Genomic DNA, 26,847 nt, shown 5'->3' with positions numbered 1-26,847 from the left:
CGTTGCGGCGTCCGGCTTCTACTCGTGGTGGTGGGCCGGGTGGAGCCGGAGTTGCAGCATCGCCGCGAACCGCTCGCCGGGGTCGTCGAGGTTGATCTCACCAACCTCTGCGACCCGTCGCAGCCGGTACCGGAAGGTGTTGGGGTGCACGTACGCCGCGGCGGACGCGGCGGCCACGTCGCCGAAGGCGTCCAGCCAGCACGAGAGCGTGTGGACGAGCTGCGACTGGTGCCGGGCGTCGTAGTCGAGCAGGCGGGCGACGGGGCCGGTCGCCACGTCCCCGCGCGCGGCGGCCAGATCGGCGAGGTCCAGCATGAGTGCGTCCACGTGGACCTCCTCCGCCGTGGCTACGCGCCGGGCGCCCCCGTTGGCGAGCAGCACCCGCAGCGCCCGGTCCGCGCCGTCACGCGAGCGGCTGAGTACGGAGCCGTCAAGAGCGGGCGGGCCGATGCCGATCGCCGCGTCCACGCGCTGCCCGGTGCGCTCGAGGAATGTCGACGCGACGCGGATCGACCGCTCCTGGCAGTCCGCCTGGCTCCCCGGCATCGGCACGATGCCGTAGGCCACGTCGCCCACCAGCGCCACGGCCGAGCGCGCCTGGACCGCACTCAGGTGCATGGCCAGCGCGTCCGCGACCCGCTGGCGGTCCGCGACCCGGCGCAGACCTCCCTCCGTCGACGGATCGGCGTCCGAACCGCCGAACAGACCCAGGGCCAGCACGATCGCGGGCTGTCCCACGAGCCCGAGCCGCGCAATCGCCTCCGGTGCCCCGGTGCCGCCTTCGAGCGCGGTGCTCACCAGGTCGGCCCGCAACCGGCGTTCGACATCGGCGCCCGCACGCAGGCGCAACATGTGGAGCGCGACGAGCTTGCCGGCGTCGATCAGCGCCTGCGTACGCTCCTTGGACAAGGGCCCGGGCACCGCCGCCCAGATCGAGCCGAGGATCTCGTCGCCGGCCCGCACCGCGAGCGCCACCCGGGGAACGGTCATCGACTCGTCGTGGAGCGGATCGACATACACGGGCGCATGGCCGCGATGAAGTCGCTCGAAGACGCCGTTGCGCGCCAGGCCGAGGGTGAACCGTTCCGGTACCTGGCGGCCCAGGATCGTCTCCACGCGGGACTGGTCGGCCTCGTCCTGGCGGCCGGAGAAGGCGAGCACCCGTGAGCTGCGGTCTTCGATGGTGACCGGCGCGTCCAGGAGCGCGGCCACCGCGTTGGCCAGCGCGAACAGGTCGCCCGACGGCATGCCGCCCAGCGTCTGCGGTGAGATGTCGCCGATGTCTCCCTCGACGAGCAGGGTGCGGAGCATGGCGGCGACCTGCGCCCAGGAGGCTCCGCGGGTGAGTCCGAGCAGGGCGACGCCGGACTCGTCGGCGGCCCGCCGGATTTCCCCGGTCGCGGTGAACGGTGACCGGACCACGAGCGCCGCCGCGCCCTTGCGGCCGAGGTCGTACAGGAGACGGACCACGTCGTCCGGTTCGTGGACGCCCACACCCAGGACGACGGCCCGCGCGGGGAACTGCGCCTCGTCGAGCGGGTCGTGGATGACTACGCCGCTCAGTTGCCGGCGCGTGCTCCCGCCGCCGGAGATCGACTCCAGCAACACGTCCCCGAGGTCGTCGAGAACGCGCGCCAGGCTTGTGTGTGGCTTGCCAGACGTCGGTGTCAGCACCGCCCAAAGGTAACTCCGGCCGCACCAGAACCTGTTGGTCCGATCCGACTGGATTTCACGGCGAATTCGTCGCGTGCTACGAACCGAGCCACACCGTCGAGGTGGTGACCTCCGCCAGCAGGTCGGGAATCGGCGTGACACCGAGGCCCGGCCCCTGGGGCACACGCAGGTGTCCGTCCTTCAGGACGAACGGTTCGGTGATGTCGGTCCGGTAGAACCGGTCCGACGCCGACGTGTCTCCGGGCAGGGTGAACCCGGGCAGCGAGGCGAGCGCGACATTGGCCGCACGCCCGAGCCCGGTCTCGATCATGCCACCGCACCACACGGGGATCCCATGGGCGGCGCAGACGTCGTGCACCCGCCGTGCCTCGAGGTATCCGCCGACCCGGCCGGGCTTGATGTTCACGATGTGACAGGCGCCGAGCGTGATCGCGTCGGCAGCCGCACGGGCGGACACGATCGACTCGTCGAGGCAGACCGGCGTGCGGATGCGACGCGCCAGCTCGGCGTGGCCCAGGAGGTCCTCCTCGTCCAGGGGCTGCTCGATGAGGAGGAGCTCGAAGGGGTCCAGACGGGCGAGCTGGGACAGGTCGGACAGCGTGTACGCCGTGTTGGCGTCGACCTGCAGCAGCACATCGTCACCGAAGCGCTCCCTCACCGCTCGCACCGGCTCGACGTCCCAACCGGGTTCGATCTTCAGCTTGATCCGCACATAGCCTGCGTCGAGATAGCCGCCCACGACATCCAGGAGTTGGGGGACGGAGTCCATGATGCCGACCGAGACCCCGCACGGAACGGAGTCCCGGGTGGACCCGAGCGCGGCGGCGAAGGACAGGTCGTGTGCTCGGAGTTCGGCGTCGAGCACGGCCATTTCGAGCGCGGCCTTCGCCATCCGGTGACCCTTGAACCTGGCCAAGCGGGGCGCGACTTGGCTCGCGGTGACCTCGCCCGCCTCCATCAAGGCCGGGACCAGGAAGTTCCGCAGCACGTGTTCGGCGCCGTCGACGTATTCCGAGGAGTAGAGCGGCCCTCCCATGGTGACGCACTCGCCCCAGCCCTCATTGTTCGGCGTCACGACGCGTACGAGCAGCAGTTCCCGTACGTTCTGCGTGCCGAACGACGTCCGGAACGGTGCCACCAACGGCATCTGGACACGCAGAAGTTCCACACCACTGGGCTTCATGACAACTTCTCCCTTGAGACCACGTACCAGCCGGCACGATCGAATCCGATGACCCTGGCTTCCTCCGCCATCAGGCCTCCCAACACCTCCCGCAGCGCGACGCGCCACGCCTGGCCCTGACCCGTGTCCGTGCGCCGGAGTGTCTCGATGTCCGGCGGCACGCCGACCAGCACGACCGGCTCGTCGGCCACTGCGGTCAGCGGGCCCCCGTCAAGTGCTACGGACAGGGCAGCTGCCGCACCGCGCTCTCGCAGCGCGGCGGCGTCGACCCGGGCGGGCTCACCGAGCGAAGCGGCGGAGGCCGCCGGGCCCGACAGGTCCCAACGGACCATCAGCCGATCGGTGTCACCCGAGCCGTTGATGCCGTCGCGCATCGGCCCGTAGAAGTCGGGCAGGTAGCGCGCGGGATCGGCGCCGAGTTTGGCCAGGTTGAAATGCGCGTTCCGCCGCACCAGGGGATCGAACGTCCAAGTGATCAGCGAGACGTGCTGGCGCAACGCCCAGGCGCGCTGGTGCAGTTTGAGGGCGAACCCGATCCCCCGGCCGAGGCCTCGCGGCGCAACCCCGGCGATGTGACTGTGCAGGCTCGCCTTGGCCGGGCTGCCGAAGAAGCCGAGGCAGGCTCCCAGAAGCTCGTCCCCTTCATACGCTCCCGCGACGTAGTTCCCTGCCGCAGCCATCGCCCGCAGCAGCTCGGTCGTCACCGGTTGGGCACCGGCGCCCGGCCGCCAGATCGACGCGAAGAGCCGGCAGACCTCGGTCAGGTCGGACACCTCGGTCAGGTCCCGGATTTCCACACGCGAGGAGGCGGCCGCAGCGGTCGCGGCGGCCAGCGCGGCCGCGCTCACGGCCGGGGAAACCAGACCTGACTCATGTGTCGCAAGATCGGTCACGGGACTGTCCTTTCCGGGCTTACCGGGCGGGCCACCGTGGTGCCGCACCAGGGTTGTCCGCCGCGTTCGTCGTGGCGCACGGAGCTCATTTCGCCAACACGGCGTCGATCAGGGCGGTCAGCAGGGCGGTGCGCCGCGGCAGTTCGGCGACGACGACGTGTTCGTCGTCCGCGTGCGCACCGCCGCCCACAGCGCCGAGGCCGTCCAGGGTGGGGACCCCGAGGCCTGCGGTGAAGTTCCCGTCCGAGGCACCGCCGACAGCGGCGGCGGTGAGATTTCCGAGGCCGAGTTCGCCAGCGAGCGTTGCGGCGAGGTCGAACAGCCCCGAGGACGCGTCCTCCTGCAGCGGCGGGCGGTTGATGCCACCCGAGATCCGGATCCGCGAGCCGTCGAGTACGGGCCGGAGATCCCGCACGGCCTGATCTACCCGCCGCTGCTCCGCCTCGTCCCACACACGCACGTCGACCGCCACGCCGGCATGGGCGGGAACGGTGTTGGTGGTGGTGCCGGCGGACAGTGCCGTCGGCACGACGGTCGTACCCCGCTCGGCATCGGCAAGTGCGGCGACGGCGAGGATCTGGTGCGCCACCTCCACCCCGGCGTTCACCCCCTTCTCCGGTTCGAGCCCGGCGTGCGCGGCCCGGCCGTCCGCGTCGATCCGGTACAGGGAGACGCCCTTTCGGCGGCACTTGAGCGCTCCGCCGTCGGCCGATGCCTCCAGCACGAAGACCGCGTCGCAACCGCGAGCCTCTTCCTCGATCAGGCGCCGCGACGACGGGGAGCCGATCTCCTCGTCACCGGTGACGAGGACCGAAAGACCCGACCGGTTCCCGGCGGCCGCGGCGGCATGCAGCGCCATCACGACGCCCGCCTTCATGTCGAAGCAGCCCGGCCCGCGCAGCACTCCGTCCAGGACGGAATACGGGTGCGTCTCCAGCGATCCGGTGGGCCACACCGTGTCGTGGTGTCCGAGCAGCAGCACACGCGGCGCCTCGCCGAACCGCCACCTCAGATGCGTACATCCGTCGATCACCACGCGATCCGGTTCCGCGTCCAGCAGCCTGCGCCCCAGCACCGCCACGACGTCTGCGCTGCGGGCGACGGCTTCGTGGTCGGACGACGGCGACTCGCACCGCACCAGGGGCTCGATGTCGGCGAGAAGCGCCTCCACCGTCACTTCGGCGCGCGTCGCCGTCATCGCGGCTCACCTCGCAGCGGCTGTCCGGCAAGCGCCTCGACCTGAAGCTCCCCCGCACTGACCACCGGGACACCACCGACGAACAAGTGCCGCACGCCCACGGACGGCCGCGTGGAGTCGAAGTAGGTCGCGCAATCGGTGATCGCCACGGGGTCCAGTACGACGATGTCGGCGTCCGCACCGACGCCGAGGTGTCCCTTCGCCCGAGCTCCCGGCGCCACGTCGTCGAGGACTCGCGCCGGCAGGTGGGCACAGCGCCGGAACGCCTCCGGCCAGTCCCAGGCGCCGCTCTCCCGCACCATCACGCGCAGCGTCTTGGTGAACGTCCCCGCGGTGCGCGGGTGCGTCGTTCCCCCGGGCGGCAGCGGCCACTCGGTGCTGTCGTTGCTGCCGTCGGGCCAGTAGACCGGCATCGCGTCGCTGGCGACGATCGCGTCCGGGAAGGCCAACGCCTGGTGCAGCATCGAGAGATCGCGCGGGTTGCCCTCGTCGAGGAACTCCAGAATGCAGGGCGCCCCGGGGTCACTGTTGCGCAACTGCCGCAGGCGCCCCGCGTCGGCGATGCGTTCCCCCGATTCGAGCATCACCACGCTCGACGGGGACAGGCCCTTCATCCGAAGCCGTTCGGCGTCGAGGAAGGCCGCACCGATCGCGGTGCTGCCCGCCCCGTACGGGTAGGCCTCGACCGTCACCCGGGACCCCGACCGCCGTGAACCGTCCAACGCGCGGAGTACCCGGTCGATGTGGTGGCCCGACGTGCTGTTGACGTGGCAGTGGTGCATCGCGGCGCCGGTCTCGGCCGCGGCGATGGCGATCTCCTCGGAGCCGTCTGCCGGAGTGCCGGGATCCACCTCGACCAGCTCACGGACGTGGGTGTACGTCGGCACACCGGCCTTCGCGGCAAGCCGGGCGACGGCGAGGAACTCGGCCGGCTCACTGTGGGGCGCGTACCCGAGGAGGACTCCGATGCCGAGCGCTCCGGCGGCCAGGTCACCCTCGATCAGGGCCAGCCACTCGGCGAGTTCGCGATCGGTGGAGGAGCGCTGCCATGCGTGGTTTCCCAGCACCGCGAGGCCGCTCCCGATCTGTGCGTCGGGCTGGATACCGGCGAGCACCTGGGCCCTGGCGCCACCCCACGAGGCGGAGAAGCCGTAGTGCAGCGGGCGTCCGTCGGCGGCGGCCTCGGCGTACGCACGCCCGATGGGCATGAGGCCCGATTCCAGGTCGAGGGCGGTCGTCACACCGTCCATGGCCTGCAGCCGCTGCCCCGCGATGGAGTGCACGTGGCTGTGCAGGTCGACGAACCCCGGACCGACGACCAACCCCGTGACATCGACGACCTCGCATCCCGGTGGCGCGTCGAGCCCTGCGGCGACAGCCCTGACCACGCCGTCGGACACGAGGACGTCGGCGATGCCGTCGAACCTTGTTCCCGGATCAATGACACGGCCGCCACGCAAAAGTGTCTGCATGCCTTCGTCTCCTCGTCGAGGACGCACTGGAGCACCTGCTGGTCTCCGGTGCGACCCTAGGAGGGGGATCAGGCACCGCTGTTGGTCCATGCCGACGAATCCGTGGCGGCCTGTTCATACACCCCGACGAACGCGGCACGAAATGCTGCTTCTTCTCCAGGCAGCGAGGCCTAGGAGGACAGTGCCTGCACCAAGGCGACGGCCGCGCCGGCGGGGATGTGAGGTGTTCAGCCGGGAGTTGAATACCCGTGTGCTCGCTATTCGGCCCGCAGCACACGGGCGGCGAAAACCCGGACCTGCTCCAACACGCCCATGCCGTCGTGACCGAGCCCGGGTACGACATCGAAGGCGACATCGATCCCGTGGGCGCGGTAGTTGTCACGCAGTGCCGAGATGCGTTCGACGCGGGTGCGGCCGACGTCGTCCGCACCGTCCATCCAGTTGGAGTCGCCCGGGTTGTTGATCTCCCAGGTCTCGGTGTCCTCGGCGCCGATCACCATGTGCACCGGAACCCCGCGGACCAGGTCCAGGTCGACGGGCTCGCCGAACCGTTCGGCGAACCCCTTGGTGCCCAGCCACCACTCCCGCTCCGGATCGATCAGCGTGACCCTGCCCGGGGCGCCGATGGAGACTCCGGCGAGCCGGTCCGGATGCAGCAGCAGGAACCGGTGAGCGAACTGGCCGCCGCCGGAGAAGCCGTGCAGCACGAACCGCGAGGTGTCGATGTGAACCCGCTCCGCGGCCTCGTCGACGATCGCGAGCAGCGCCAGGTCGAAGCGGATGCCCTGGTGCGCGATGAACTTGAAGTTGTGGAGGTCGTCGGGATCGTCGCCGAGCCCGGCGGGGAAGAGCGGGGCGAGCACGACGATGCCATGCTCCTCGGCGAACTCGGCCATCGCGTCCCGGTACTGGGGCCCGGTGCGGCCGGTGCCGTGCTGCATCACGAGCAGGGGGAGCGGCTCGGTGGCCGTCTCGTGCGCGGACGGGACGTAGAGACAGTACGAGAGCCGCTGGTCGTAGCGGGAGGCGAACTGCGTGGTGGCGCCGGTGACGTAGAAGGCGGTGGTGGTCTTGGTACGGGCGGCGGCCGTGATGGCAGGGGTGCTTGTCATGGGGCGTGGACCTCGATCTTCGTGGTGCGGTCCCGCTCACCCTCGCCACGGGGAGCGGGCGGCTCAAGAAGATTGCCTCCCGTACGTCAATCTTCCTGGTACGAGGACGGGTTCAGCGCTGCAGGGCCGCGAGCAGGTCATGGCCCAGGGTGCGGACCGCCTCCTGGTCCAGCTGGTAGTGGACCTGGGCGCCGCGGCGGTGCGTGACCACGATCCCCGCCTCCCGCAGGCGACGCAGGTGCCGGGACATCTGCGGGGGTGTCATCTCGTACTGCTCGGCGAGTTCGGTCGTGGTCATCGGCTCACGCAGCAAGGTGTGGCACAGGTCGATCCGGAGTGGTTCCTGAAGGGCTTTGATGCGGTGCCGCACCAGGTCGAGGGAGGGCGGGCCCGCGCTGCCGGGGCCGCGCACGGGATACTGCACCACCACGGGAAAGCCGGGATAGTGCTTGATCGCCAGATGCGGGTTGACGTGCAGGGACGGCGTCAGTAGGCAGTCCGTGCCGGCCAGCGGCACCCGTGCCTGGTACAGCTTCTCGAACTCGATCCGCGGCGGATCTGCCAGCAGCCGCGCGCTCGGGAACGAGGCGAGCACCGCCACACCGTCGTGCCGGTGCTCCGCGAACCGGCCCCTGACCTCCGCCCGCAGCGGCCCGGCCAGCCGCTCCCACTCCGCGCCGAACCACTCCTCGCCCGCCGCGGCGAGGAACCCGGTGACCGTGTCACGCAGCCCCTCGGGGTCGGACAGCAGCCGAGCGCCCAGCGTGAACCGCTCCGCGGCATGCTGCCGCAGCCGCGATAGGAACCGGTCCGGTTCCTTCAGCGGTGCCCCGGGCCGCGGCGAGTTCTTCCCGAGCAGCGCCTGCGCCGTCATCCCGGTGAACTGCTCCAGATCCAGGGTGACAATGTCAGCGATCTCCTCCTCGAGGGAGCGCTCGGCGCCCGCCGACAACGGCAGCAGATAGCGGGCCCGGAAAGCGCTCCACAGCGGCGACAGCGCGGCGGCCCGGGCGAGAAGGGCGGGGTCGGCGTCCTGCCGTACCGCGTCCACCCAACGGCGACTGGCCGGATGGTGACCAGGTGTCTGCAGGGCGTGCAGACAGGCGCAGAGTTCGGCGAGCGGGGAGAGCCGCGGAGCCACGGCACGGTCCGGATCAGGACCGGGTTCGATCACAACGGGCATCCGCCGACCCTCAAGGATTGATCGCTTACTGTCAATCCTCTTGCTCCCGCGACGCCGGGGCACGCAGGATCCCCCGGCACCCTCCCCGTATCCGCACCTCCGCGCTGGAGCTCCCTCATGTCCCCGTTCCTTCCCCCCAGGCCGGTCCCCCGCCCGCCCGGCCCGCGCCGACCGGCGCTGTTCGCCCTGTTGGCCATCGTGCTCACCGCCGCTCTCGGCGGCTGCGCGTTCGGCCCGGTCGACTCCGGCGCCACCGTCGAGGACTACCCCGCCCGGGGGTTGGCGATCCTCGCCCCCGGGAGTGTCGGCGGCGGCTTCGACTCCCGTGCCCGTGGCATCGGTTCGGCCCTGAACAAGTGTGGGATCACCGGTCAGGACGTCACCGTGTCCAACGCCCCCGGCGCCGCCGGAACCATCGGCCTGGCCCGGATGGCGGGCCGTGCCGACGACCCGTACCAGCTGATGACCATGGACACTGTCACCCTCCTCGGCGGTGAGATCCAGAACCACTCGCCGGTTTCCCTCACCCAGCTCACCCCGATCGCCGGCCTCACCGTCTCCACCACCGCGATCGTCGTACCCGCCCGCTCGTCGTACCGCGACTTCGCCTCCCTGATGCGGGCGATGGCGAAGAACCCGCGTGGCACGAAGTGGGTCGGCGGGTCGCTCGGCGGCCCGGACCACATCACCGTCGCCTCGCTCGCCGAATCCGCGCATGTGATCCCCGACAAGGTCACGTACGTGCCCACCGGCGGCGGGGGCGAGGTCCTCAACATGCTGCTCAGCGGTGTCGCCACAGCAGGGCTCTCCACGCTCTCCGAGATCCGCCCCCAGGTCGAGGCCGGAAAGCTGCGCATCCTCGCGGTCAGCGGCGGGGAGTCACCGAAAGACCTCGGATCGCCGCCCACACTGGAACACCTCGGCTACGGCAAGGACGCCGTGAACGCCATCGGCGGCGTGATGGCCCCGCCCGGGCTCAACCGCACCGAACAGCGCGCGGTCGTCGCACTCATCGACAAGATGCGCCACACCGACTGCTGGAAGCGCACCCTGCGCGAGAACGACTGGGGCGCGGTCTGGCTCCCCGGCAAGAAGTTCAGCGATCTGATCCACCGTCAGCGTGGCCAGGTCGGCGGTGTCCTGAAAGAGGTCGGACTCGGATGACCACACCCGCACCCGTCCCCGACAACAAGCGTCCGCTCGCGCCCCGGATCACGGCCGCCGCCCTCCTCGCCGCCGGATTCGCCGTGCTGGCCTTCGCCTTCGCCATCCCCGACGCCGCCCTCTCCGAAGGCACCGACGTCGGCCCGCGCGCCTTCCCCCTCCTGGTCGGCGCCGGGCTCACCGTCGTCGCCGCCCTCAACGCCGTGCAGTGCTTCCGCGGCACCGACCCCACCCAGGACGGCGCGGCCCGCGAGGAAGCCAGGGTCACCGAGTGGCGTCCGGTCGGCCTGCTGGTCGCCGCTCTCGCCGCGTACTGCCTGACCCTCGAGTTCTTCGGCTACTGGCAGACCAGCACGGTCCTGTTCGCTGTCGTCGCCCGTGTCCTCGGCAGCCGCCGCACCGTGCGCGACCTGCTCATCGGACTCGCCCTCGCCATGACCGCGTATCTGCTCTTCGACCGGCTCCTCGGCATCCATCTCCCGCCCGGCTACCTGCGATTGGCGTTCTGACCCATGGACGTGCTCTCCCACCTCGGCGACGGATTCGCCAACGCCTTCAGTCCGGTGCACCTGCTGCTCGCCTTCGCCGGCTGCCTGCTCGGGTCCCTGGTCGGTGTACTGCCCGGACTCGGCCCCGCCACCACCGTCGCCCTGCTCCTGCCCGTCACCTACGTCGTCGACCCCGTCGGCGCGCTCGTGCTCTTCGCCGGCATCTATTACGGAGGCATGTACGGCGGCTCGACCACCGCGATCCTCCTCAACGTGCCTGGCGAGACGGCCTCCGTTCCCACCACCCTCGAGGGCTTCCCGATGGCCCGTGCGGGCCGGGCCGGCGCGGCCCTCGCCACCGCCGCCATCGGCTCCTTCGTCGCCGGCACGATCTCCACCGTCGGCATCACCTTCGCCGGGCCCGCCTTCTCCGCCATCGCCGAACACATTCAGCCCGCCGAGTACTTCGCGGTCATGGTGCTCGCCTTCGTCACCGTCACCGCGGTCGTGGCCGAGGCCCCGCTGCGCGGATTGTGCAGCCTCTTCCTGGGGCTCGCCATCGGCCTTGTGGGCATCGACAGCCTCACCGGTCAGGCTCGCTACGCCTTCGGCATCCCCGAACTCTTCGACGGAATCGCCCTGGTGGCCGTCGCCGTCGGCCTCTTCGCCATCGCCGAAGCCCTGTACACCGCGGCGCGGCTGCGCCGGGCGCCCGACCCCGATCCGCTGCCGCTGCGCGGCCGCGTCGGCATGACCCGCGACGACTGGCGACGCTCCTGGAAGCCCTGGCTGCGCGGCACCGCCCTCGGCCTGCCCATCGGTGCGCTCCCGGCCGGCGGCGCGGAGATTCCCACGTTCCTCAGCTACAACCTGGAACGCCGACTCTCCAAGCACAAAAAGCAGTTCGGCAGCGGTGCTATCGAAGGCGTCGCCGGCCCGGAAGCCGCCAACAACGCCGCCTTCTCCGGTGTCCTCGTCCCGCTGCTCACCCTCGGCATCCCCACCTCGGCGACCGCTTCCATGCTGCTCATCGCCTTCCAGATGTACAACGTCCAGCCCGGACCGCAACTCTTCGAGACCCAGCCGACGCTGGTATGGACACTGATCGCCAGCCTCTACATCGGCAACGTGGTGCTCCTCGCCCTGAACCTGCCGATGATCCCGCTCTGGGTGAAGATCCTGAAGATCGAACGCCCCCTGCTCACCGCCGGAATCCTGCTCTTCGCTGCGCTCGGCGTCTACGCCCTCTCCCAGAACCAGTTCGACCTGGGCATCGCCCTCGCCTTCGGCATCCTTGGCTTCCTGATGCGCCGCACCGGATACCCCGTGGCCCCTCTGGTCCTCGGTGCTGTCCTCGGACCCCTGACCGAGACCCAGTTCCGCCGCGCCCTCACCCTCGCCGAGGGCGACTGGACCGTCTTCGTCACCCGCCCCCTCTCGACAGCCATCCTTGCGCTGGCTGCCCTCGCCCTGATCGGCCCGCTGTTGATGCGACTCATCCGCAAACCGGCACCGGATGACGGCGAGGCCGATGTGACAGTGCCCGAAGGCAGCCACCATGCCGGCAATGCTGCGCCACGATGAGCCCTGCCGCCCCCGACTTGGGGCGGCAGGGCCGTGACTGGCGGAAACAGGTCCGCGCCGAGTCGCGCACGCCTTCACCGGACAGCTGAAGTCGCCGGCCGGCAGCCGCCCAGCACAAGATGCTGCCTGGACGAAGGAGCCTCGTCTGGGGCGGACAGCCGCCGACCGTCACTCTGCGCCGACTCCCCCGCGGACAGCGCGCACGTCGCGTCTTCACCGTCGTACGCCGCGGACGCGCCGAGCACCCCGCCATCCTGGCCTGCCGGAACGTTGACGCGTCGGCGCAGCGCCGAGGTCGGCATCATGACCGTGCGGGCGCGACGACCAAGGGTCACCCTGGTGAGGCCCGTTCGCATGCCGGTTCGGATGGCGGCCTCACTGGAACTGATTCGCACCAGTCACAGAACTCATCCGCCCAGCAGTCAGTGCGCGAAGACGGTGCTCGCGAGGATCACGTGGACCGCGGTGCCGCCGAGGATGCTCAGCAGGGCGTTGCGTCGCCATAGGTGCAGGCCGATGGTGACCGCCAGGGCTGCGAGTGGGGCGATGGCGCGTGCCTGGGTCACGGGAAGGTCGCGCAGGCAGTAGGCGAGCAGGATGACCATGACGCCGGCCGGCATGCGGGTGCTGAGGTACTGGACGGTGGCGCTGGCCCGCATGGGGGCCAGGGCTGCGAAGGGCAGGGCGCGCAGGGCCCAGGTGATGGCGGTGGAGACGGCGACCGCGGCGAGCAGGTAGGGGGTGTCAGGCATGGCTGGTCCTCGTGCGGGCGGTGAGATGCCGGGCCAGGAGGCCGACCGTGAAAAGGGCGAACGCGGCCGGCAGCATTTGGGCGGGGAAGAGAAGGCGGGCGGCAAGTGCGCTGAGCAGAGCCAGGACGGGAGTCGGCAGGTCATCGTGCCGGTCGCGGATCGCGTCGAGGGCCAGGACGGTGAACAGGGCGGTCAGAGCGAAGTCCAGGCCGGTGACGCTGTCAGGGATGAGTGAGCCGAGTAGTCCGCCTGCGGTGGCGCCGCCGACCCAGTACAGATGCATGAACAGTTGGAGCCACAGGATGCGTCGGCCTGACCAGGATCGGGCGTGTTCGCCGGTCGTCAGGGCGTATGCCTCGTCAGTCAGGGCGAAGGTGCTGTAGGTCTTCGCGAGGCGCCCGTTCACACGGTGCAACGGGAAGGACAGCGTGTAGAAGATGTGGCGGATGTTGACGAGGAAGGCCGTCAGGGCGATGGTCCCCAGCGGTGCGACCGCGGCGACCAGGCCGACGAGCACGAATTCGAACGATCCGGCGTAGATGAGGGCCGTGAACGCGCTCGCCCACCACCACGCCAAGCCGGACTGGGTGACGACAACCCCGAAGGCGACGCCGAGCGGCACCAGCCCCAGGCCCACGGAGGCGGAATCCTTGAACGCGGCCGGCGCCGCGGCTTTCCGAGACGGAACCGGCAGCGATGGAGGGGGCGGGGGCGCAACAGAGGCCGGGGTTCCGGTGGCAGGCCGAAAAGCGTCGTCGACAGCGGACGGAGGTATTCCCATGCGGAAATATTAGGACAGAAATGGCCTAATATGGTTGCCGATAATGGCTCAGAGATCCGAAAAGGGCAATCAAATGCATGTGGATCGTATCGACCGTGAAATTTTGTTTCATCTGAGTCAGGACGGCCGACTCACCAACGTCGAACTCGCCAAACGCGTCGGCCTGACCCCACCCCCATGCCTGCGCCGGGTCAAGCGACTGGAGGAGGCCGGCGTCATCAGCGGATACCGGGCCGTCATCGACCCCGTAGCACTCGGCCGCGGGCTGGAAGTCCTCGTCGACGTGGAGGTCAGCGCCACCGACCGCAAGACGTTCGAGGAGTTCGAGGAGACCGTCTCGTCCTACGAGGAAGTCATCGAGTTCCGGCGCATGTTCGGCCGCCCCGACTACTTCCTCCGCGTCGCCGTCGCCGACCACGCCGCCTACGAAGCCTTCCTCACCGGCAAGCTCAGCGGCCTGCCTTGCGTTCTCCGGCTCGAATCCCACCTCACCATGAAAAACGTCAAGACCAACCCCTGACGCCCTCCTACAGACTGCGCTGCCAGGTCTGGCCGACCAGGTCCTGGCCGAAGCTGTGATGGGACTCTTCGGCGACGAGTTCGAAGCCGTGCTTCTGGTAGATGCGCCGGGCCGACCCGAGCACGTCGTTGGTCCACAGGGTGATCGCCTCGTAGCCGGCTTCCCGCGCGAACTTCAGGCACTCCTCGACCAGGCGGGCTCCCAGCCCCAGGCCGCGCGCGTTCGGGTCGACGAGCAGCAGGCGCAGCTTCGCCGTCCGGTCGTCGTGACGGACGCAGAAGACGCAGCCGGCCCGCACCCCGTCGACCTCGGCGATCCAGGCCGCCTGCGGACCGGGTTCCTTCCCCTCCGCGTAGTCGGCGACGATCCGGCTGACCAGCGCCTCGAAGCCGATGTCCCAGCCGAACTCCCGGTCGTAGAACCCTCCGTGTGCCATCACCACCCAGCCCAGGTCGCCGGATCGGCCCAGCGGCCGGATAGCCACTTCCCGCTCTGCCATGTCGACCCCGACTCCCGCGTCTTCGCTCACTGAAACGACTGTTTCAGTAGACTAACGCGGTGAGCCGATCCGAACCAACCCCCTCCCCGCGCCGGCAGGAACTGCTGGAAGCGGCGTACGCCTATGCCCTGCGCAGCGGCCTGGGCGAGCTGTCCCTGCGTCCGCTGGCCGAAGAGATCCACTCCAGCCCGCGCGTACTGCTCTACCTGTTCGGCAGCAAGGACGGCCTGATCCGCGCCCTGCTCGCCCGGGCCAGAGCCGACGAACTGGCACACATGCAGCAGGTCGCCGAGTCGCGGGACGGGGCCGTGGGGCTCCAGCCAATCGCCCGGGAGCTGTGGCGATGGCTTTCCGACGAGACCCACCGCGGTCTGCTGACGCTGTGGGTCGAGAGCTACGCCCGTTCCCTCATCGAACCCGACGGGCCGTGGACGGGGTTCGCCCGCGACACGGTCAGCGACTGGCTGGCCCTGCTCGCCTCCGGCCAACCCGCCGCGCTACGTGACACCAAGGCCGCTCGCACCCAGCGCACCCTCGTACTCGCAGTCCTGCGGGGCGCGATGCTGGACCTGCTCGCCACGGGCGAGACCGCGCGCACCACCGCGGCGGTCCACCATCAGTTGGCCGCACTGGGGTGACGAGGGCCCGTCTCGGTCACGCGGTGCCGCAGTGGTCTTGCCATCAGGGCTACGCGCTCTGGTCACCTCACCGGCCGTGCAGCCAGGTCGAGTTCGAGCCGGCCGTTCATGTCGAGTTCGAACCGAACTGCTCGTCAGGTCGCCGAGCCGCGTGCGGCCGCCTGCTCGCCGAACCGGCTGTTGGCGCCGCCGCCTCGATCGGGTAGTTGCTGACGCTAGCTCTGCGGGACGTCCTTGACGTACACGATCCCGTCGTAACCGGCCAGGTGGGCCGGTTCGAGTGGGGCGTAGCCGTAGTAGGGGGACACGCGGGGAGCCGGCTGTGCACCACCGAGGGCGGCTGCCAGGCGGTGGGCGTCGACGACGTAGCGGTCCTCCGGAAGCGCGTACAGGAGACCTTCGACGGTGTCCGGGGACGGGGTGTCCACCCCCTGGTGCCGGATCGTGCCGAGGCCCGTGGCCAGGAAGGCGTACTCCTCGCCCAGACGAGAGCTCACGAGCGCACCGGCGCTCCACCACTCCACCAGCCGGCCGCCCATCCGCATCGAGCTCTTGTCCCGCTGAAGGTGACCGTTGTGGGCGTGGATCAGTGCCGGGTCCCGTTCGGCGAGGACGAGGAGGTTGGCGGCCATCATCGAATCCCGCAGGCCGACGAGCCGCGTCATGCGGCTCGGTGAGGTGTCGGCCATCCAGAAGTGGTAGCGCAGCAGGCCGGTTGCGGTGCGCCCGTACAGGCGCGCCCGGTCCCATTCGTCCCGCGATGTCGCCGTGATGATGTGCGGCGTCTGCTCGTCGAGCAGCGCCACCAGATCGTCGGCGAGCAGCCGCAGCTCCCTCGCCTCGGCGGACTGCCCCACGGACTCGGCCGGGTCCGTCATCGCCGCGGGAGTGGTCCACCGGTCGTCGGCGCCGAGCAGGCGGTCGAGTGTTTCCGTCGTGCAGGGAAGCAGGTCTGCGTCCACCCCGGCCGAAAGGCAGCCGTGCAGTGCGGTGAGGGCCTGCCGGGGGCTCGCGGCGCCGGTGATCTCCAGCGGGCCGTCGAAACCGGCGAAGCGGAGCCGCTCGGGCGCGGGTCGGCCGTCGTTGTGGGCGCGCATCCAGCGTACGAGCTCGCGGTTGGCCGCAGACGCGCCCCAGCCGTGGCTGAATCCGTGCTCCATGACTTCGTCGAGGGTGCCCGTGCCCGTGGTGACGTAGTCGTCCACGACCAGGCCCATCATGCAGTCGCTCTCGATCGCGATCGTCCGGTAGCCCTCCTGCTCCACGAGTTGCCGGAAGAGCTCGTTGCGCAGTTCGAGCAGAGCGTCCTCACCGTGGGTGGGCTCCCCCAGAGCGAGCAGCCGCGGCCGGGCCGGGAACAGCCCCATGACGGCAGTCGCCTCAACGGGGTGGGCGGTGTCCTTGATGTCAGTAGCCATGCCTTAAACGCTATCGTTGAACTTTCGATTGAAACTTTTCCGCGAAATCGGCAGAGACCTGGCGGGCTCATGGAATCAAACCTTCAAAGCCGTGTGCGGCTCAGGCCGGTCGATCTGGCGCGCGAGCACGGTCTGTCGACACAGGCGATCAGGAACTACGAGGAGGCCGGCATCCTTCCGGCCGCCCGTCGCACACCCCACGGCTACCGCACCTATACGTCGCTGCACGCGGGAGCCCTGCGCGCGTTCCTCGCCCTGCTGCCCGGCCACGGCCACCGGACGGCGACGTCGATCATGCGGGCGGTAAATCAGGGCACGGCCGAGGAGGCGTTCCGCCTCATCGACGAGAGTCACGCCCAGCTCCTCGACGACCGCCGGACCCTCCAGGCCGTGGAAAGCGCACTTGGCGACCTGGAGCCCACCACGGCGCCCGAGCCCGGTGCGGGATCCGAGCCCGGCGGCACGTTCATCGGGCCGCTGGCCGGGAAGCTGGGAATCCGGCCCGCGACGCTGCGCAAATGGGAGGGCGCCGGGCTGGTGCGCCCACGCCGCGACCCGCAGACCGGATACCGCGTCTACGACGACGCCGATGTACGGGACGCCCGGCTCGCCGATCAACTCAGGCGGGGCGGCTACCTGCTGGAGCAGATCGCCCCGCTGATCACTCAGGTGCGGGCGGCCGGCGGCCTTGCGCCGCTGGAGGCCGCACTGAGCGACTGGCACGGCCGGCTGTCCGCCCGCGGGCGGGCCATGCTGACCGGAGCCGCAGAGCTGGAGGCGTACCTCCGCGAGCGCGGCTGAGGCTTCGGTCGGCATCCGAAGAGAAACGGCTTCGGTCGGCATCCGAAGAGAAGCAAGGACCAGTGGCGGTCCTTCGCGGCCGGCGCCTGCAGCATCTCCCTCGGCGGGATGACACGCGTCGCCACCCGGGTGGAGAAGCAGAGCTGGGTCGAGCGCACCAAGTGCGCCCAGGGCGGCTTCCCGCCCTCTGTCATCCGCCGGAATTCCTGCGGCCGCGCCGGCGCCAGTGCCACACTGCGCCGACCGCGACGGAGGCAATGAACAGGACGATGCCCACGACCGGCCAGTTGCTGCCGGCGATCCGCACGCCCGTCAAGAGAGCGGCCACGACCAGGACGACCGGCAGCAGCAGGGAAAGGAGGGTGCGGGCGGCGCCGGCGATCAGGGAAGGGTCGAGGTGCGACCGCCGCCGCGAGACCGGCGCGGAATCGGTGAAGTAGAAAGCTGTGGCCCGGTCTGTCAATCGGGTGGTGGCCTGGTGGTACGACATCGCCATGTAGGGCAGCCAGATCAGGGGGGCGACGATCCCCACCACGAACACCGACCCCAACAGAACCCATCGACCTGCCTGCACCAGCCTGTGTGACCAGCCGGTGTGCTCGGACGCGGTGAGCAGTCCCAGCACGCGAGCCATGCGCAGGATCAGGTACCACAGCACAGCGGGACGCCGCAGCGCGGATCGCTTGCCGGTGGCCGCCTGTTTCCGATGGCAGGCCGCGAGGGCGTCCCGGGCCTGGCCGACGCTCTCGTGCACGCCCTGGAGGACGAGGAGTTCGGCGGCGCGGTCGTCGGCCGTGGGATCGCCGCCTTTCAGAACGGCCAGCTCCAGGACCGTACGGGCCTGGCGGAGCAGCGCAGCACAGAACGCGACCGGTACGAAAATCAGGAACGGGCCGCCGACGAAGGCGCCCTCGGACACCGTGGCACGCCACCCTCTGGCGATCACCAGTGCGCGGAGCCCCGTCGCATCCATATCCGGGTGGTCCTTCTTGATACGGGCGACCGAGCGGGCGGCGGTCGGGCCGAACCGCCGCACCGCGAAGGCGGCCAGGGTCTCGGGAAGGCACTGCGGATCGTGGAGTGTCGACCTGAACAGCCACCGTGCGGGCGACAGCCCCGGAGCGGTGTCAGGGGGTGTTGATCGCGAGTCCGGCACGGGGTGGCTTCGGTTTCATCGCGTCCTGCGGCCAGGTGACGACCGCCGCGTCTCGAACCTTGATCAGTTCTTGCTTCTGCAACTGGAGCAGCGTGGCCTCGACTGCTTCGGCACTGCGGGACGCGTCGAACTTCGAAACGGTCAGCGTGGCCACGCTCGTCCTCCAGCGATCAGCCGGTCCTGGGGCGGTGCACATCAGTAAACGCCGAAGGCCCAAAAGGTGCATCTTGGATAAGCCAGCGACCATGAAGAAGATCTCGAAGCGTGCCCGCGTCCTGACCGGTGGTGCGGCCCTGGCCGCGGTCGGGGTCGGCGTCTTCGGAACTGTCTCGGCGAACGCCGCGACCCCGGCCGCCGCTCCCGCCGCCGCGGTCGCCAAGGCCGACGTGAAGAACAAGAACACGACGCAGTCGACGCACCTCACGATCGACGCGGCCACGAAGGCGGCGCAGGCGGCCCTGGACGCCGCCGAGAAGGAGAACCAGCACGTCTCCGTCGCCGTCGTCGACCGCAACGGCAATTCCGTCGTCACCCTGCGCGGCGACGGCGCCGGCCCGCAGGCGTACGAGTCGGCGGAGAAGAAGGCCTACACGGCGGTGTCCTGGAACGCCCCCACCTCGGAGCTGGCCAAGCGCCTGACGAACACGCCGAACCTCAAGGACATCCCCGGCACCCTCTTCCTCGCGGGCGGCGCCCCCGTGACCGCCAAGGCCGCCCCCATCGCCGGCATCGGCGTCGCCGGCGCTCCCTCCGGCGACCTCGACGAGAAGTTCGCCCAGGCCGGCGTCGCCGCCCTCGGGAAGTAATCCCCGTAGTCCTGGGGGCAGGCGTCCGCCAGTCCTGGGGTCAGGCGTCCGCGCTGCCGCGCGTGGCAGGCGAAGCCCGCGCCGACCCACCCGGTGTCGGCTGACGGTATCGGTGGCGGGTACCGACGCGTGATCGCTTGCGCGGCGCGACCGTGGTGCTCGGGCAGTGGCGCCCCTACCGCGTCGACGATCTCGAAGGTGGTGCTCAGGCAGTGTGCGCCTCCACCGCGTCGATGATCTCGGGCCAGAGTTCGCGCGGGCGGTCGTGGCCCATGTCGGGGATCAGCAAGAGCTTCGCTCCGGGTACGAGTTCCGCGGTGCGTTCGCCTCCGCTCGGGGCGATCAGCGTGTCGTCCGAGCCGTGGATCACCAGAGTTGGCACCCCTAGGGTCCGGAGCGCCTCCGCACGCGAACCGTCGAGGATCATCGCTCCGAGTTGGCGCCCGACTCCCGCCGGGTAGTAGGCCCGGTCGTAACTGCCGGCAGCCAGCTCGCGAAGGGGTGCGGCGTCGCCGTATCGCCTGGACGCCCACACCAGTTCGCGATCCGCCGCTGCGATGTATCCCTCGCGGTCCGCCGGCTTCGGGCTCAGGAGCACCGCTTGGGCCTCGGGGTCGGACCGGCCGTATTCGGGTTCGCCGGTCGAGGACATCATCGACGTCAGGGTCAGGACCCGGGCGGGCTGGGTGATGGCCATCTTCTGGGCGATCATTCCGCCCATCGAGGTCCCGACCACGTGAGCGCCTTCGATGCCGAGCGCGGTGAGCAGGTCGAGGCCGTCGGCTGCCATGTCCGTCAAGGTGTACGGGATCATGGCGAGGGCAGAGGCAATGTCTCCCGAGCTCACAGCCGCGACGAACCGGCCCATGTCGACGGGGTGGTCGTCGAACTTGGTGGACAGCCCGCAGTCGCGGTTGTCGTAGCGGATCACGTAGCGGCCACGGTCGGCCAGTACACGGCAGAAGTCCTCGTGCCAGGCGATCATCTGGGCGCCGAACCCCATCACCAGCAGGACGGGCGGGTCAGCAGGATCACCGAACGTCTCGTACGCGAGGGACATTCCGGGCGAGACTTCGACAAGTGGCATGCCCGGATCTTCCCAGCATCGGCTGTCGCCGCGCATGCGGAATATCGGCCGCCGGATGTTGGTGGTGTCCATGCCCTCCACACCTCACACCGACCCATCGCGCCCAGCACCCCTGGCCCGTGGCCGAGGGTGCGCAATGCTCCCCCGGCCACGGGCCCAGGCCGTGCGGTCGGTGATGTGTGTCCTCAGACCTTCGTGCTCCTCGCCTGGTGTGTCGTCAGGATGCGGTGGATCAGGCGGGCGCCCGCTCGGGCGGTGCGGTGGTCGGTGTCGAGGTCCGGGTTGAGTTCCGCGACGTCGACCACGAGCGGCTTTCCGCTTGCCGCCACCTTGGCGCAGACGTGCTCGATGATCTCCATCTGCACGCCGTGGGCGGCCGGGGCGCTGACGCCGGGGGCCACCGCGGCCGGGAGCACATCGAGGTCGATGCTGAGGTGCAGCACGTCATGGCTGTCGATGAACTCGTGCGTGAAGGCGTCGACCGCCGGGAGGTTGAGCACACCGCACTCGGTGTCCGGCAGGTAGCGTACGCCGAGCCGGTCGGCGGTGCGGAACAAATGCACGGTGTTGCTCGGCTGGCTGACGCCGAGCACCCGGTAGTTGAGCCGGTGCCCGCGCCGTTCCTCGCTCTGTGCCATCTGCAGGAACGGCGTTCCCGAGCTCGCGCGCACGTCGTCACGGAGGTCGAAGTGCGCGTCGAGGTTGAGCACTCCGAGCCGCCCGCCGGCCTGGACGGCCCGCGTGGAGACGAGGCCCAGGTACGTGCCGTACGCCACCTCGTGGCCGCCGCCGAGGACCACGACGGGAACACCCCGGTCGACGAGTGGGCCGACGACCTGCCCGAGGCGGTGGTGGCCCAACTCCAGTTCTCCGTCGGTGACTTCGATGTCTCCGGCGTCGAGCGCGGTCAGCGGAGCGGGCAGGGCCATCGAGGCGAGGGCGGCGCGCAGTTCGCGCGGGCCGTTCGCCGCGCCCTGGCGGCCCTTGTTGCGGCGTACGCCCTCGTCGCTGCGGAAGCCGACGAACGCGGCGTCCCACGGCCCCGGGGCGCCGGTGTCGGTGCTGATCGCGTGGTGCCAGCGCAGGTGCTCGTTCCCGGGGCCGTCGTCCCGGCCGTGCCAGCGTTCGGGGGCCGCGTCCACGGTGAGTTCGATCGTGGCGACAGCACTCACCGGGAGTCGTCCCCCTCGGTCATCGGGATGCGCACGCCGCGGTCCTGTGCCACGGAGGCGGCGTGCTCGTAGCCGGCGTCAACGTGGCGGATGACGCCCATGCCGGGGTCGTTGGTGAGCACGCGCGACAGCTTCTGCGCGGCGAGTTCGGTGCCGTCGGCGATGCAGACCTGACCCGCGTGGATGGAGCGGCCCATGCCGACGCCGCCGCCGTGGTGGATGGACACCCAGGAGGCGCCGGAGGAGGTGTTCACCAGGGCGTTGAGCAGCGGCCAGTCGGCGATGGCGTCGGAGCCGTCGAGCATCGACTCGGTCTCGCGGTACGGCGAGGCGACGGAGCCGGAGTCGAGGTGGTCGCGGCCGATGGCGAGCGGGGCGGACAGCTCGCCGCTCGCGACCATCTCGTTGAACTTGACGCCGGCGCGGTGGCGTTCGCCGTAGCCGAGCCAGCAGATACGGGCGGGCAGGCCCTCGAACTCGACGCGCTCGGCGGCCATCTTGAGCCAGCGGTGAAGGTGCTCGTTCTCAGGGAAGAGCTCCATGATCGCGCGGTCGGTGGCCTCGATGTCCTTGGGGTCGCCGGACAGGGCGGCCCACCGGAAGGGGCCGAGGCCCTCTTCGAACAGCGGCCGGATGTGGGCGGGGACGAAGCCGGGGAAGTCGAAGGCGCGCTGGTAGCCGGCCTTGCGGGCCTCGTCGCGGATCGAGTTTCCGTAGTCGAAGACCTCGGCTCCGGCGTCGAGGAAGCCGACCATGGCCTCGACGTGGCGGGCCATCGACTCGCGGGAGCGGAGGGTGAAGTCGGCGGGGTCCTTGCGGGCCTGCTCGTGCCACTCCTCGACGCTCACGCCGACAGGGAGGTAGGCCAGCGGGTCGTGCGCGGAGGTCTGGTCGGTCACGATGTCGATCGGCGCGCCCATCTCGAGGAGCTGGGGGAACACCTCGGCGGCGTTGCCGGTGAGGCCGATGGACAGCGGGCGGCGGGCTTCCTTGGCCTCGATGGCGAGGCTCAGCGCGTGATCGAGGTCGTCGGCGGCGACGTCGAGGTAGCGGTGGGCGATGCGGCGCTCGATGCGGGTGGGGTCGACGTCGACGCAGATCGCGACGCCGTCGTTCATGGTCACCGCGAGGGGCTGGGCGCCGCCCATGCCGCCGACGCCGGCGGTCAGGGTGATGGTGCCCGCGAGGGTGCCGTTGAACTTCTTGCGGGCGACGGCGCCGAAGGTCTCGTAGGTGCCCTGCAGGATGCCCTGGCTGCCGATGTAGATCCACGAGCCGGCGGTCATCTGCCCGTACATGGTCAGGCCGCGGGCCTCGAGGGAGCGGAACTCCTCCCAGTTGGCCCAGTCGCCGACCAGGTTGGAGTTGGCGAGCAGGACGCGGGGCGCCCACTCGCTGGTGCGCATGACGCCGACGGGCTTGCCGGACTGCACCAGCATCGTCTCGTCGTCCTTGAGTGTCTTCAGGGTGCGCACGATCGCGTCGAAGGACGCCCAGTCTCGTGCGGCCTTGCCGGTTCCGCCGTAGACGACCAGGTCTTCGGGGTGCTCGGCGACCTCGGGGTCGAGGTTGTTCATGAGCATGCGCAGGGCGCCCTCCTGCTGCCAGCCGAGGCAGTTGAGTTCACTGCCACGGGGGGCGCGGATGTGGCGGGACTCGGGGGAAACGCCGGTCATGTTCTCTCCTGGTCGATGGCGGTGCAGTTGCGTGTTCCATGACAGGCGAGGCGCCGGACGCGTTCCAGCGACGGCCGCCGAGATTCTCGGATCCGAGAACGTCGCTGGCTGCCGGTGGTGTGCAGGCCCAGGGGCGCGGGTTCCGTGCGGGCCGCCTCGCCTAGGATTGCCGTGGTGTTCGCGATGTGGCGCGACGGATCCATGGGGTACGAGGACGGTGGACGGCTTGGTCGTGGACGCTGCGGAGATCGCCCGGCTCTATGCGCGGCAGACGCCCGGTTCCGCCCCGGCCTATCAGCGGATCAAGGACCTCGTGGCCGGGGAGATCGTGGGTGGGCGCTGGCGCGAGGGCGAGGCGCTTCCCTCGGAGAGTCAGTTCGTGGAGTCGCTGGGCCTGTCCCGTATGACGATCAACCGCGCCCTGCGCGAGCTGAGCGCCGCCGGGCTGCTCCGGCGCGTCATGGGCGTGGGCACGTTCGTGGCGCGGCGCAAGAGCAGTTCCGCGCTGGCCGGGGTGCACAACATCGCCGACGAGGTCCGGGACCGCGGCCATGGCTACTCGGCCAGGGTGCTGTCCCTGCGCGAGGAGCTCCCCGACCCCGAGATCAGCGCACAGCTCGGCCTCGACGGGCGGCGCAGCGCGTTCCGCTCACGTGTCGTGCACCTGGAGGACGGTGCGGCGGTCCAGTTGGAGGACCGCTACGTCCACCCGGACTTCGCCCCCGGCTATCTCGACCAGGACTTCACCGCGGGTACGCCGTTCACGTTCCTGTCCGAGGTCGCCCCGCTGGGCAAGGGCGAGCACATCGTCGAGGCGGTCCTGCCGTCCGCCGAGGAGTGCGAGATCCTCGGCATCGGCCCGTCCGAGCCGTGTCTGCTCATCCAGCGCCGCACCTGGTCCGGGGATGCTGTCGTGAGCGTCGCGCGGCTGATCCATCCCGGGTCCCGGTACCGCCTGGTGGGGACGTTCGACGCCCACTGAGTCGGGCTGCCGTCAGCGTGCCCGCGTCGGGGCCGGTTTCGCGGTCGGGCGCCGGCCGGACATCGCGGCCGTCAGCCGAGCCGCCCCTTGCTCCAGGACCTCGCGGACGTGGTCGGCGTCGTGCCGGCTGTAGTGCCGTTGCCAGGTGCTGCTGAGTGCGGCGACGGGCCGTTCGTTGTGGTCGAAGGCCGCGACGCCCAGCGACCGGAAGCCCTCGGAGACCAGCTCGACCTCCTCCGACCAGCCGCGTGCGCGGTCACGGGCCAGCAGGTCGAGGAGTTCCGACAGCGAGCGGGGTCCTTTGCCGGTACGCGTGATGAGATCCGCCTGCCGGGGGAAGAGCGCCCGCACCTGTGCCGGGGACACGTGGGCGAGAAGGGCGCGCCCGTTGGCCGTCAGGTGGGCGGGCAGCCGGACACCGACGTCGGTGACGAGGGAGATGTCCGCGTCGCCTGACCGGTTCGACGGGGGCCGTTCCTTGAGCAGGTAGACGGTCTCGGCGCCGTGGACGATGCCCAGGTGCACGGTCTGGCCCAGACGTGCCGAGGCGGTGCGCAGGATGGGACGCGCGAGGCGCTCCAGCGGTTCGTGGCGCAGATAGGCCGAGCCGATCTCGAAGGACGCGACCCCAAGACCGTACGCCTGCTCCTTGGGGAGGTAGGTGACGAAGCCGCGGTCCACCAGGACCGAGAGGACGTGGTACGCGGACGATCTGGGGATGTCGAGTTCGCGGGCCAGGGCCGCGGCCTGGACGGGGCCCGAGCGTCCGGCGAGGTGCAGCAGGATGTCCAGCGCGCGGCCGACGGCAGGCGAGGCGCTGGACGCCGTTGTCCGTTCACCCATTGGTCCACCTCTTGACTCATCTGTATATACAGGAATATACAAGGGCCTTCGTCATGCGGGAGTGCTGACGAACGCCGTCGACCGGCAAGTGATTCAGCCCCGCCACCTCACCCGGAACCCGGCGTTCCCAAGGAGGACCTGCTTTGTCCACCGACACCACGTCCCTGCAACGCGGACTCAAGTCCCGGCACATACGCTTCATCGCCCTGGGTTCCGCAATCGGGACCGGTCTCTTCTACGGCTCCTCGGAGTCCATCAAGGCGGCGGGGCCCGCCGTCCTGCTGGCCTATCTGATCGGTGGCGCCGCGGTCTTCCTCGTCCTGCGCTCGCTGGGCGAGATGGCGGTGAGCCGCCCGTGCGCCGGATCCTTCGGCGAATACGCCACAAAGTACCTCGGACCGCTGCCGGGTTTCCTCACCGGCTGGACGTACGCCCTCGAAATGGTCTTCGTCTGTCTGGCCGACATCACGGCGCTCGGCGTCTACATGAGCTTCTGGTTCCCGGACGTGCCACGGTGGATCTGGCTCCTCACGGCCGTCGGCATCATCGGCGCGATGAACCTGTTCAGCGTCAAGGTCTTCGGTGAACTGGAGTTCTGGCTCTCCTTCGCCAAGGTCGTCGCCATCATCGCGATGATCCTCGCCGGCCTTGCGATCATCGTCTTCGGGTTCGGCAGCAACGGCGACGCGGGCATCTCGAACCTGTGGAGCAACGGCGGGTTCATGCCCAACGGCATCCAGGGCCTGGTCCTGTCCTTCGCCGTGGTGATGTTCGCCTTCGGCGGCACGGAGATCATCGGCGTCACCGCCGGCGAGGCGCAGAACCCGGAGAAGACCATTCCGAGCGCCGTGAACTCCATCCCGATCCGCATCGTGCTCTTCTACGTGCTGACGCTCGCGGTCCTCATGTCGCTCAACCCGTGGGAGCACATCGGCGCGAAGGGCAGCCCGTTCGTCGAGATCTTCGCCGGCATCGGCGTCGCCTCCGCGGCCACCGTGCTGAACGTCGTGGTCATCATCGCGGCCCTGTCCGCGATCAACAGCAACATCTTCGCCGCCGGACGCATCATGTACGGCATGGCCGAGCGCAACCAGGCGCCGTCCGTCATGCGCCGCCTCTCCCGCAACGGCGTGCCGTGGATGACCGTCGTCATCATGATCGGCGCACTCCTCTTCGGTGTGCTCCTGAACTACCTCATGCCCGAGCGGGTGTTCCTCGTCATCGCCTCGATCGCGACCTTCGCCACGGTGTGGGTCTGGCTGATGATCCTCCTGTCCCAGGTCAGCGCGCGCCGCAAGATGTCCGCGCAGGAGGTCGCCGCACTGAAGTACCCGGCGCCGTTCTGGCCCTACGGCCAGATCATCACCATCGCCTTCATGGTCTGCGTGGTGGTACTCCTCGCGTTCTCGGACAGCACCCGGATCGCGCTGGTCGTCGGCGGGGTGTGGCTGGCCCTGATGACGTGCGTGTACTACCTCTGGCTGCGCCCCCGTGCCCGGCGGGCGGCAGCGGCCGACACCGTGCCGCAGGTCTCGTACGAGAACGAGAACGAGTCCGACGAAGGCCAGGACGCCTCGGACAAGGATGACGCCAGGGCCGGGATGGAGCCCGTGCACCAGCGATAACGGCGACAGAAAGGGCCGGCGGAACCGCGAGAGCGACGGTTCCGCCGGCCCTTTTCGCGTGGGGCCGGGACCGCCACCGCGCCCGTGATCAGCGCGAGATTCCGGTGCACGCGGCAACTGTCTGGGATCCCAGACAGTAA

Annotated in this window: 26 protein-coding genes; 9 read left to right on the top strand and 17 right to left on the bottom strand. The window is 70.0% G+C overall.

Annotation, left to right across the window (positions count from 1 at the left end; genetic code table 11):
- Positions 1-18: 18 nt before the first annotated feature.
- The 7 genes from OHA58_RS37170 to OHA58_RS37140 all read right to left on the bottom strand — a co-directional run bounded on the left by OHA58_RS37170 (position 19) and on the right by OHA58_RS37140 (position 8,715).
- Positions 19-1,674, bottom strand: a complete 1,656-nt coding sequence (locus OHA58_RS37170; RefSeq protein WP_405484143.1) for a PucR family transcriptional regulator — start codon at positions 1,672-1,674, stop codon at positions 19-21.
- A gap of 76 nt (positions 1,675-1,750) precedes the next feature.
- Positions 1,751-2,857, bottom strand: coding sequence for an o-succinylbenzoate synthase (gene menC / locus OHA58_RS37165; RefSeq protein WP_405484141.1), 1,107 nt, complete (start codon positions 2,855-2,857; stop codon positions 1,751-1,753).
- Complete coding sequence (locus tag OHA58_RS37160; protein ID WP_405484139.1) at positions 2,854-3,705, bottom strand: GNAT family N-acetyltransferase; 852 nt, start codon at positions 3,703-3,705, stop codon at positions 2,854-2,856. Before OHA58_RS37160 ends, menC begins: the two co-directional genes overlap by 4 nt.
- A 130-nt stretch (positions 3,706-3,835) precedes the next feature.
- On the bottom strand, positions 3,836-4,948 hold the full coding sequence (locus tag OHA58_RS37155; protein WP_405484137.1) for a M20 family metallopeptidase: 1,113 nt from the start codon (positions 4,946-4,948) through the stop codon (positions 3,836-3,838).
- Positions 4,945-6,420, bottom strand: a complete 1,476-nt coding sequence (locus tag OHA58_RS37150; RefSeq protein WP_405484135.1) for an amidohydrolase family protein — start codon at positions 6,418-6,420, stop codon at positions 4,945-4,947. Before OHA58_RS37150 ends, OHA58_RS37155 begins: the two co-directional genes overlap by 4 nt.
- A gap of 257 nt (positions 6,421-6,677) precedes the next feature.
- A complete protein-coding gene (locus tag OHA58_RS37145) occupies positions 6,678-7,532 on the bottom strand; it encodes an alpha/beta hydrolase (RefSeq protein WP_405484133.1) in 855 nt (284 codons plus the stop codon).
- Between the two features lie 112 nt (positions 7,533-7,644).
- Positions 7,645-8,715 carry a DUF5937 family protein gene (locus OHA58_RS37140; RefSeq protein WP_405484131.1) on the bottom strand — a complete coding sequence of 357 codons (1,071 nt, stop codon included), beginning with the start codon at positions 8,713-8,715 and terminating at the stop codon, positions 7,645-7,647.
- 117 nt (positions 8,716-8,832) lie between these two features.
- On the opposite strand from OHA58_RS37140, the gene OHA58_RS37135 reads away from it, so the two are divergent.
- The 3 genes from OHA58_RS37135 to OHA58_RS37125 are packed head-to-tail and all read left to right on the top strand — an operon-like array spanning position 8,833 to position 11,951.
- Positions 8,833-9,879, top strand: coding sequence for a Bug family tripartite tricarboxylate transporter substrate binding protein (locus OHA58_RS37135; protein ID WP_405484129.1), 1,047 nt, complete (start codon positions 8,833-8,835; stop codon positions 9,877-9,879).
- Positions 9,876-10,388 carry a tripartite tricarboxylate transporter TctB family protein gene (locus OHA58_RS37130; RefSeq protein WP_405484127.1) on the top strand — a complete coding sequence of 171 codons (513 nt, stop codon included), beginning with the start codon at positions 9,876-9,878 and terminating at the stop codon, positions 10,386-10,388. The genes OHA58_RS37135 and OHA58_RS37130 overlap by 4 nt, the downstream gene beginning before the upstream one ends.
- 3 nt (positions 10,389-10,391) lie before the next feature.
- Positions 10,392-11,951 (top strand): tripartite tricarboxylate transporter permease, encoded by a 1,560-nt coding sequence (locus OHA58_RS37125; protein WP_405484125.1) that lies wholly within the window; start codon positions 10,392-10,394, stop codon positions 11,949-11,951.
- A gap of 422 nt (positions 11,952-12,373) precedes the next feature.
- Here OHA58_RS37125 and OHA58_RS37120 read toward each other — a convergent pair whose 3' ends face one another.
- Entirely contained in the window at positions 12,374-12,703 is a 330-nt protein-coding gene (locus OHA58_RS37120; RefSeq protein ID WP_405484123.1) for a branched-chain amino acid transporter permease, read from the bottom strand.
- On the bottom strand, positions 12,696-13,340 hold the full coding sequence (locus OHA58_RS37115; protein ID WP_405484121.1) for an AzlC family ABC transporter permease: 645 nt from the start codon (positions 13,338-13,340) through the stop codon (positions 12,696-12,698). The genes OHA58_RS37120 and OHA58_RS37115 overlap by 8 nt, the downstream gene beginning before the upstream one ends.
- 217 nt (positions 13,341-13,557) lie before the next feature.
- On the opposite strand from OHA58_RS37115, the gene OHA58_RS37110 reads away from it, so the two are divergent.
- The gene (locus tag OHA58_RS37110) at positions 13,558-14,004 is read left to right on the top strand and encodes an Lrp/AsnC family transcriptional regulator (protein WP_405484119.1); all 447 of its coding nucleotides are present in this window, start codon (positions 13,558-13,560) and stop codon (positions 14,002-14,004) included.
- 7 nt (positions 14,005-14,011) lie between these two features.
- Here the strand turns inward: OHA58_RS37110 and OHA58_RS37105 are convergent, their stop codons facing one another.
- Entirely contained in the window at positions 14,012-14,503 is a 492-nt protein-coding gene (locus OHA58_RS37105; RefSeq protein WP_405484117.1) for a GNAT family N-acetyltransferase, read from the bottom strand.
- A 59-nt stretch (positions 14,504-14,562) separates the two neighbouring features.
- Between OHA58_RS37105 and OHA58_RS37100 the strand changes: the two genes are divergently transcribed.
- Positions 14,563-15,141 (top strand): TetR/AcrR family transcriptional regulator, encoded by a 579-nt coding sequence (locus OHA58_RS37100; RefSeq protein ID WP_405484115.1) that lies wholly within the window; start codon positions 14,563-14,565, stop codon positions 15,139-15,141.
- 215 nt (positions 15,142-15,356) lie between these two features.
- Here OHA58_RS37100 and OHA58_RS37095 read toward each other — a convergent pair whose 3' ends face one another.
- A complete protein-coding gene (locus tag OHA58_RS37095; RefSeq protein WP_405484113.1) occupies positions 15,357-16,559 on the bottom strand; it encodes an erythromycin esterase family protein in 1,203 nt (400 codons plus the stop codon).
- Between the two features lie 69 nt (positions 16,560-16,628).
- On the opposite strand from OHA58_RS37095, the gene OHA58_RS37090 reads away from it, so the two are divergent.
- On the top strand, positions 16,629-17,360 hold the full coding sequence (locus OHA58_RS37090; protein WP_405484111.1) for a TioE family transcriptional regulator: 732 nt from the start codon (positions 16,629-16,631) through the stop codon (positions 17,358-17,360).
- A 190-nt stretch (positions 17,361-17,550) separates the two neighbouring features.
- Here OHA58_RS37090 and OHA58_RS37085 read toward each other — a convergent pair whose 3' ends face one another.
- Both OHA58_RS37085 and OHA58_RS37080 read right to left on the bottom strand, forming a co-directional pair.
- On the bottom strand, positions 17,551-18,333 hold the full coding sequence (locus tag OHA58_RS37085; protein ID WP_405484109.1) for a hypothetical protein: 783 nt from the start codon (positions 18,331-18,333) through the stop codon (positions 17,551-17,553).
- Between the two features lie 154 nt (positions 18,334-18,487).
- Positions 18,488-18,670 carry a hypothetical protein gene (locus tag OHA58_RS37080; protein WP_405484107.1) on the bottom strand — a complete coding sequence of 61 codons (183 nt, stop codon included), beginning with the start codon at positions 18,668-18,670 and terminating at the stop codon, positions 18,488-18,490.
- A 91-nt stretch (positions 18,671-18,761) separates the two neighbouring features.
- On the opposite strand from OHA58_RS37080, the gene OHA58_RS37075 reads away from it, so the two are divergent.
- A complete protein-coding gene (locus tag OHA58_RS37075; RefSeq protein WP_405484105.1) occupies positions 18,762-19,322 on the top strand; it encodes a heme-binding protein in 561 nt (186 codons plus the stop codon).
- Between the two features lie 205 nt (positions 19,323-19,527).
- Here OHA58_RS37075 and OHA58_RS37070 read toward each other — a convergent pair whose 3' ends face one another.
- The 3 genes from OHA58_RS37070 to hutU form a co-directional block, all read right to left on the bottom strand.
- Positions 19,528-20,409 (bottom strand): alpha/beta fold hydrolase, encoded by an 882-nt coding sequence (locus OHA58_RS37070; protein WP_405484103.1) that lies wholly within the window; start codon positions 20,407-20,409, stop codon positions 19,528-19,530.
- A gap of 185 nt (positions 20,410-20,594) precedes the next feature.
- Positions 20,595-21,581, bottom strand: coding sequence for a formimidoylglutamase (gene hutG, locus OHA58_RS37065; protein ID WP_405484101.1), 987 nt, complete (start codon positions 21,579-21,581; stop codon positions 20,595-20,597).
- Positions 21,578-23,257: a urocanate hydratase gene (gene hutU, locus OHA58_RS37060; protein WP_405484099.1), complete on the bottom strand. Its 1,680-nt coding sequence runs from the start codon at positions 23,255-23,257 to the stop codon at positions 21,578-21,580. The genes hutG and hutU overlap by 4 nt, the downstream gene beginning before the upstream one ends.
- 232 nt (positions 23,258-23,489) lie before the next feature.
- On the opposite strand from hutU, the gene hutC reads away from it, so the two are divergent.
- Complete coding sequence (hutC, locus tag OHA58_RS37055; protein WP_405485373.1) at positions 23,490-24,239, top strand: histidine utilization repressor; 750 nt, start codon at positions 23,490-23,492, stop codon at positions 24,237-24,239.
- 12 nt (positions 24,240-24,251) lie between these two features.
- Here the strand turns inward: hutC and OHA58_RS37050 are convergent, their stop codons facing one another.
- Positions 24,252-25,082, bottom strand: coding sequence for an IclR family transcriptional regulator (locus OHA58_RS37050; RefSeq protein WP_405484097.1), 831 nt, complete (start codon positions 25,080-25,082; stop codon positions 24,252-24,254).
- Positions 25,083-25,225: 143 nt separating this feature from the next.
- Here OHA58_RS37050 and OHA58_RS37045 point away from each other — a divergent pair, with 143 nt between their 5' ends.
- Positions 25,226-26,707: an amino acid permease gene (locus OHA58_RS37045; protein ID WP_405484095.1), complete on the top strand. Its 1,482-nt coding sequence runs from the start codon at positions 25,226-25,228 to the stop codon at positions 26,705-26,707.
- Positions 26,708-26,847 lie beyond the last annotated feature (140 nt).

This window comes from Streptomyces sp. NBC_00009, assembly GCF_045040855.1.
Lineage (GTDB): Bacteria > Actinomycetota > Actinomycetes > Streptomycetales > Streptomycetaceae > Streptomyces > Streptomyces aureus.
The sequence above is the reverse complement of the archived record's forward strand: the minus strand, read 5'-3'. Positions and strand labels throughout refer to the sequence as shown.

Bases quoted from the DNA above. Each gene is read 5' to 3' on its own strand.
- menC (WP_405484141.1), bottom strand. From the start codon at position 2,857: ATGAAGCCCAGTGGTGTGGAACTTCTGCGTGTCCAGATGCCGTTGGTG.
- OHA58_RS37155 (WP_405484137.1), bottom strand. From the start codon at position 4,948: ATGACGGCGACGCGCGCCGAAGTGACGGTGGAGGCGCTTCTCGCCGAC.
- OHA58_RS37150 (WP_405484135.1), bottom strand. From the start codon at position 6,420: ATGCAGACACTTTTGCGTGGCGGCCGTGTCATTGATCCGGGAACAAGG.
- OHA58_RS37145 (WP_405484133.1), bottom strand. From the start codon at position 7,532: ATGACAAGCACCCCTGCCATCACGGCCGCCGCCCGTACCAAGACCACC.
- OHA58_RS37140 (WP_405484131.1), bottom strand. From the start codon at position 8,715: ATGCCCGTTGTGATCGAACCCGGTCCTGATCCGGACCGTGCCGTGGCT.
- OHA58_RS37135 (WP_405484129.1), top strand. From the start codon at position 8,833: ATGTCCCCGTTCCTTCCCCCCAGGCCGGTCCCCCGCCCGCCCGGCCCG.
- OHA58_RS37130 (WP_405484127.1), top strand. From the start codon at position 9,876: ATGACCACACCCGCACCCGTCCCCGACAACAAGCGTCCGCTCGCGCCC.
- OHA58_RS37125 (WP_405484125.1), top strand. From the start codon at position 10,392: ATGGACGTGCTCTCCCACCTCGGCGACGGATTCGCCAACGCCTTCAGT.
- OHA58_RS37120 (WP_405484123.1), bottom strand. From the start codon at position 12,703: ATGCCTGACACCCCCTACCTGCTCGCCGCGGTCGCCGTCTCCACCGCC.
- OHA58_RS37110 (WP_405484119.1), top strand. From the start codon at position 13,558: ATGCATGTGGATCGTATCGACCGTGAAATTTTGTTTCATCTGAGTCAG.
- OHA58_RS37105 (WP_405484117.1), bottom strand. From the start codon at position 14,503: ATGGCAGAGCGGGAAGTGGCTATCCGGCCGCTGGGCCGATCCGGCGAC.
- OHA58_RS37095 (WP_405484113.1), bottom strand. From the start codon at position 16,559: ATGGCTACTGACATCAAGGACACCGCCCACCCCGTTGAGGCGACTGCC.
- OHA58_RS37090 (WP_405484111.1), top strand. From the start codon at position 16,629: ATGGAATCAAACCTTCAAAGCCGTGTGCGGCTCAGGCCGGTCGATCTG.
- OHA58_RS37085 (WP_405484109.1), bottom strand. From the start codon at position 18,333: ATGGATGCGACGGGGCTCCGCGCACTGGTGATCGCCAGAGGGTGGCGT.
- OHA58_RS37075 (WP_405484105.1), top strand. From the start codon at position 18,762: ATGAAGAAGATCTCGAAGCGTGCCCGCGTCCTGACCGGTGGTGCGGCC.
- OHA58_RS37070 (WP_405484103.1), bottom strand. From the start codon at position 20,409: ATGCCACTTGTCGAAGTCTCGCCCGGAATGTCCCTCGCGTACGAGACG.
- hutU (WP_405484099.1), bottom strand. From the start codon at position 23,257: ATGACCGGCGTTTCCCCCGAGTCCCGCCACATCCGCGCCCCCCGTGGC.
- OHA58_RS37050 (WP_405484097.1), bottom strand. From the start codon at position 25,082: ATGGGTGAACGGACAACGGCGTCCAGCGCCTCGCCTGCCGTCGGCCGC.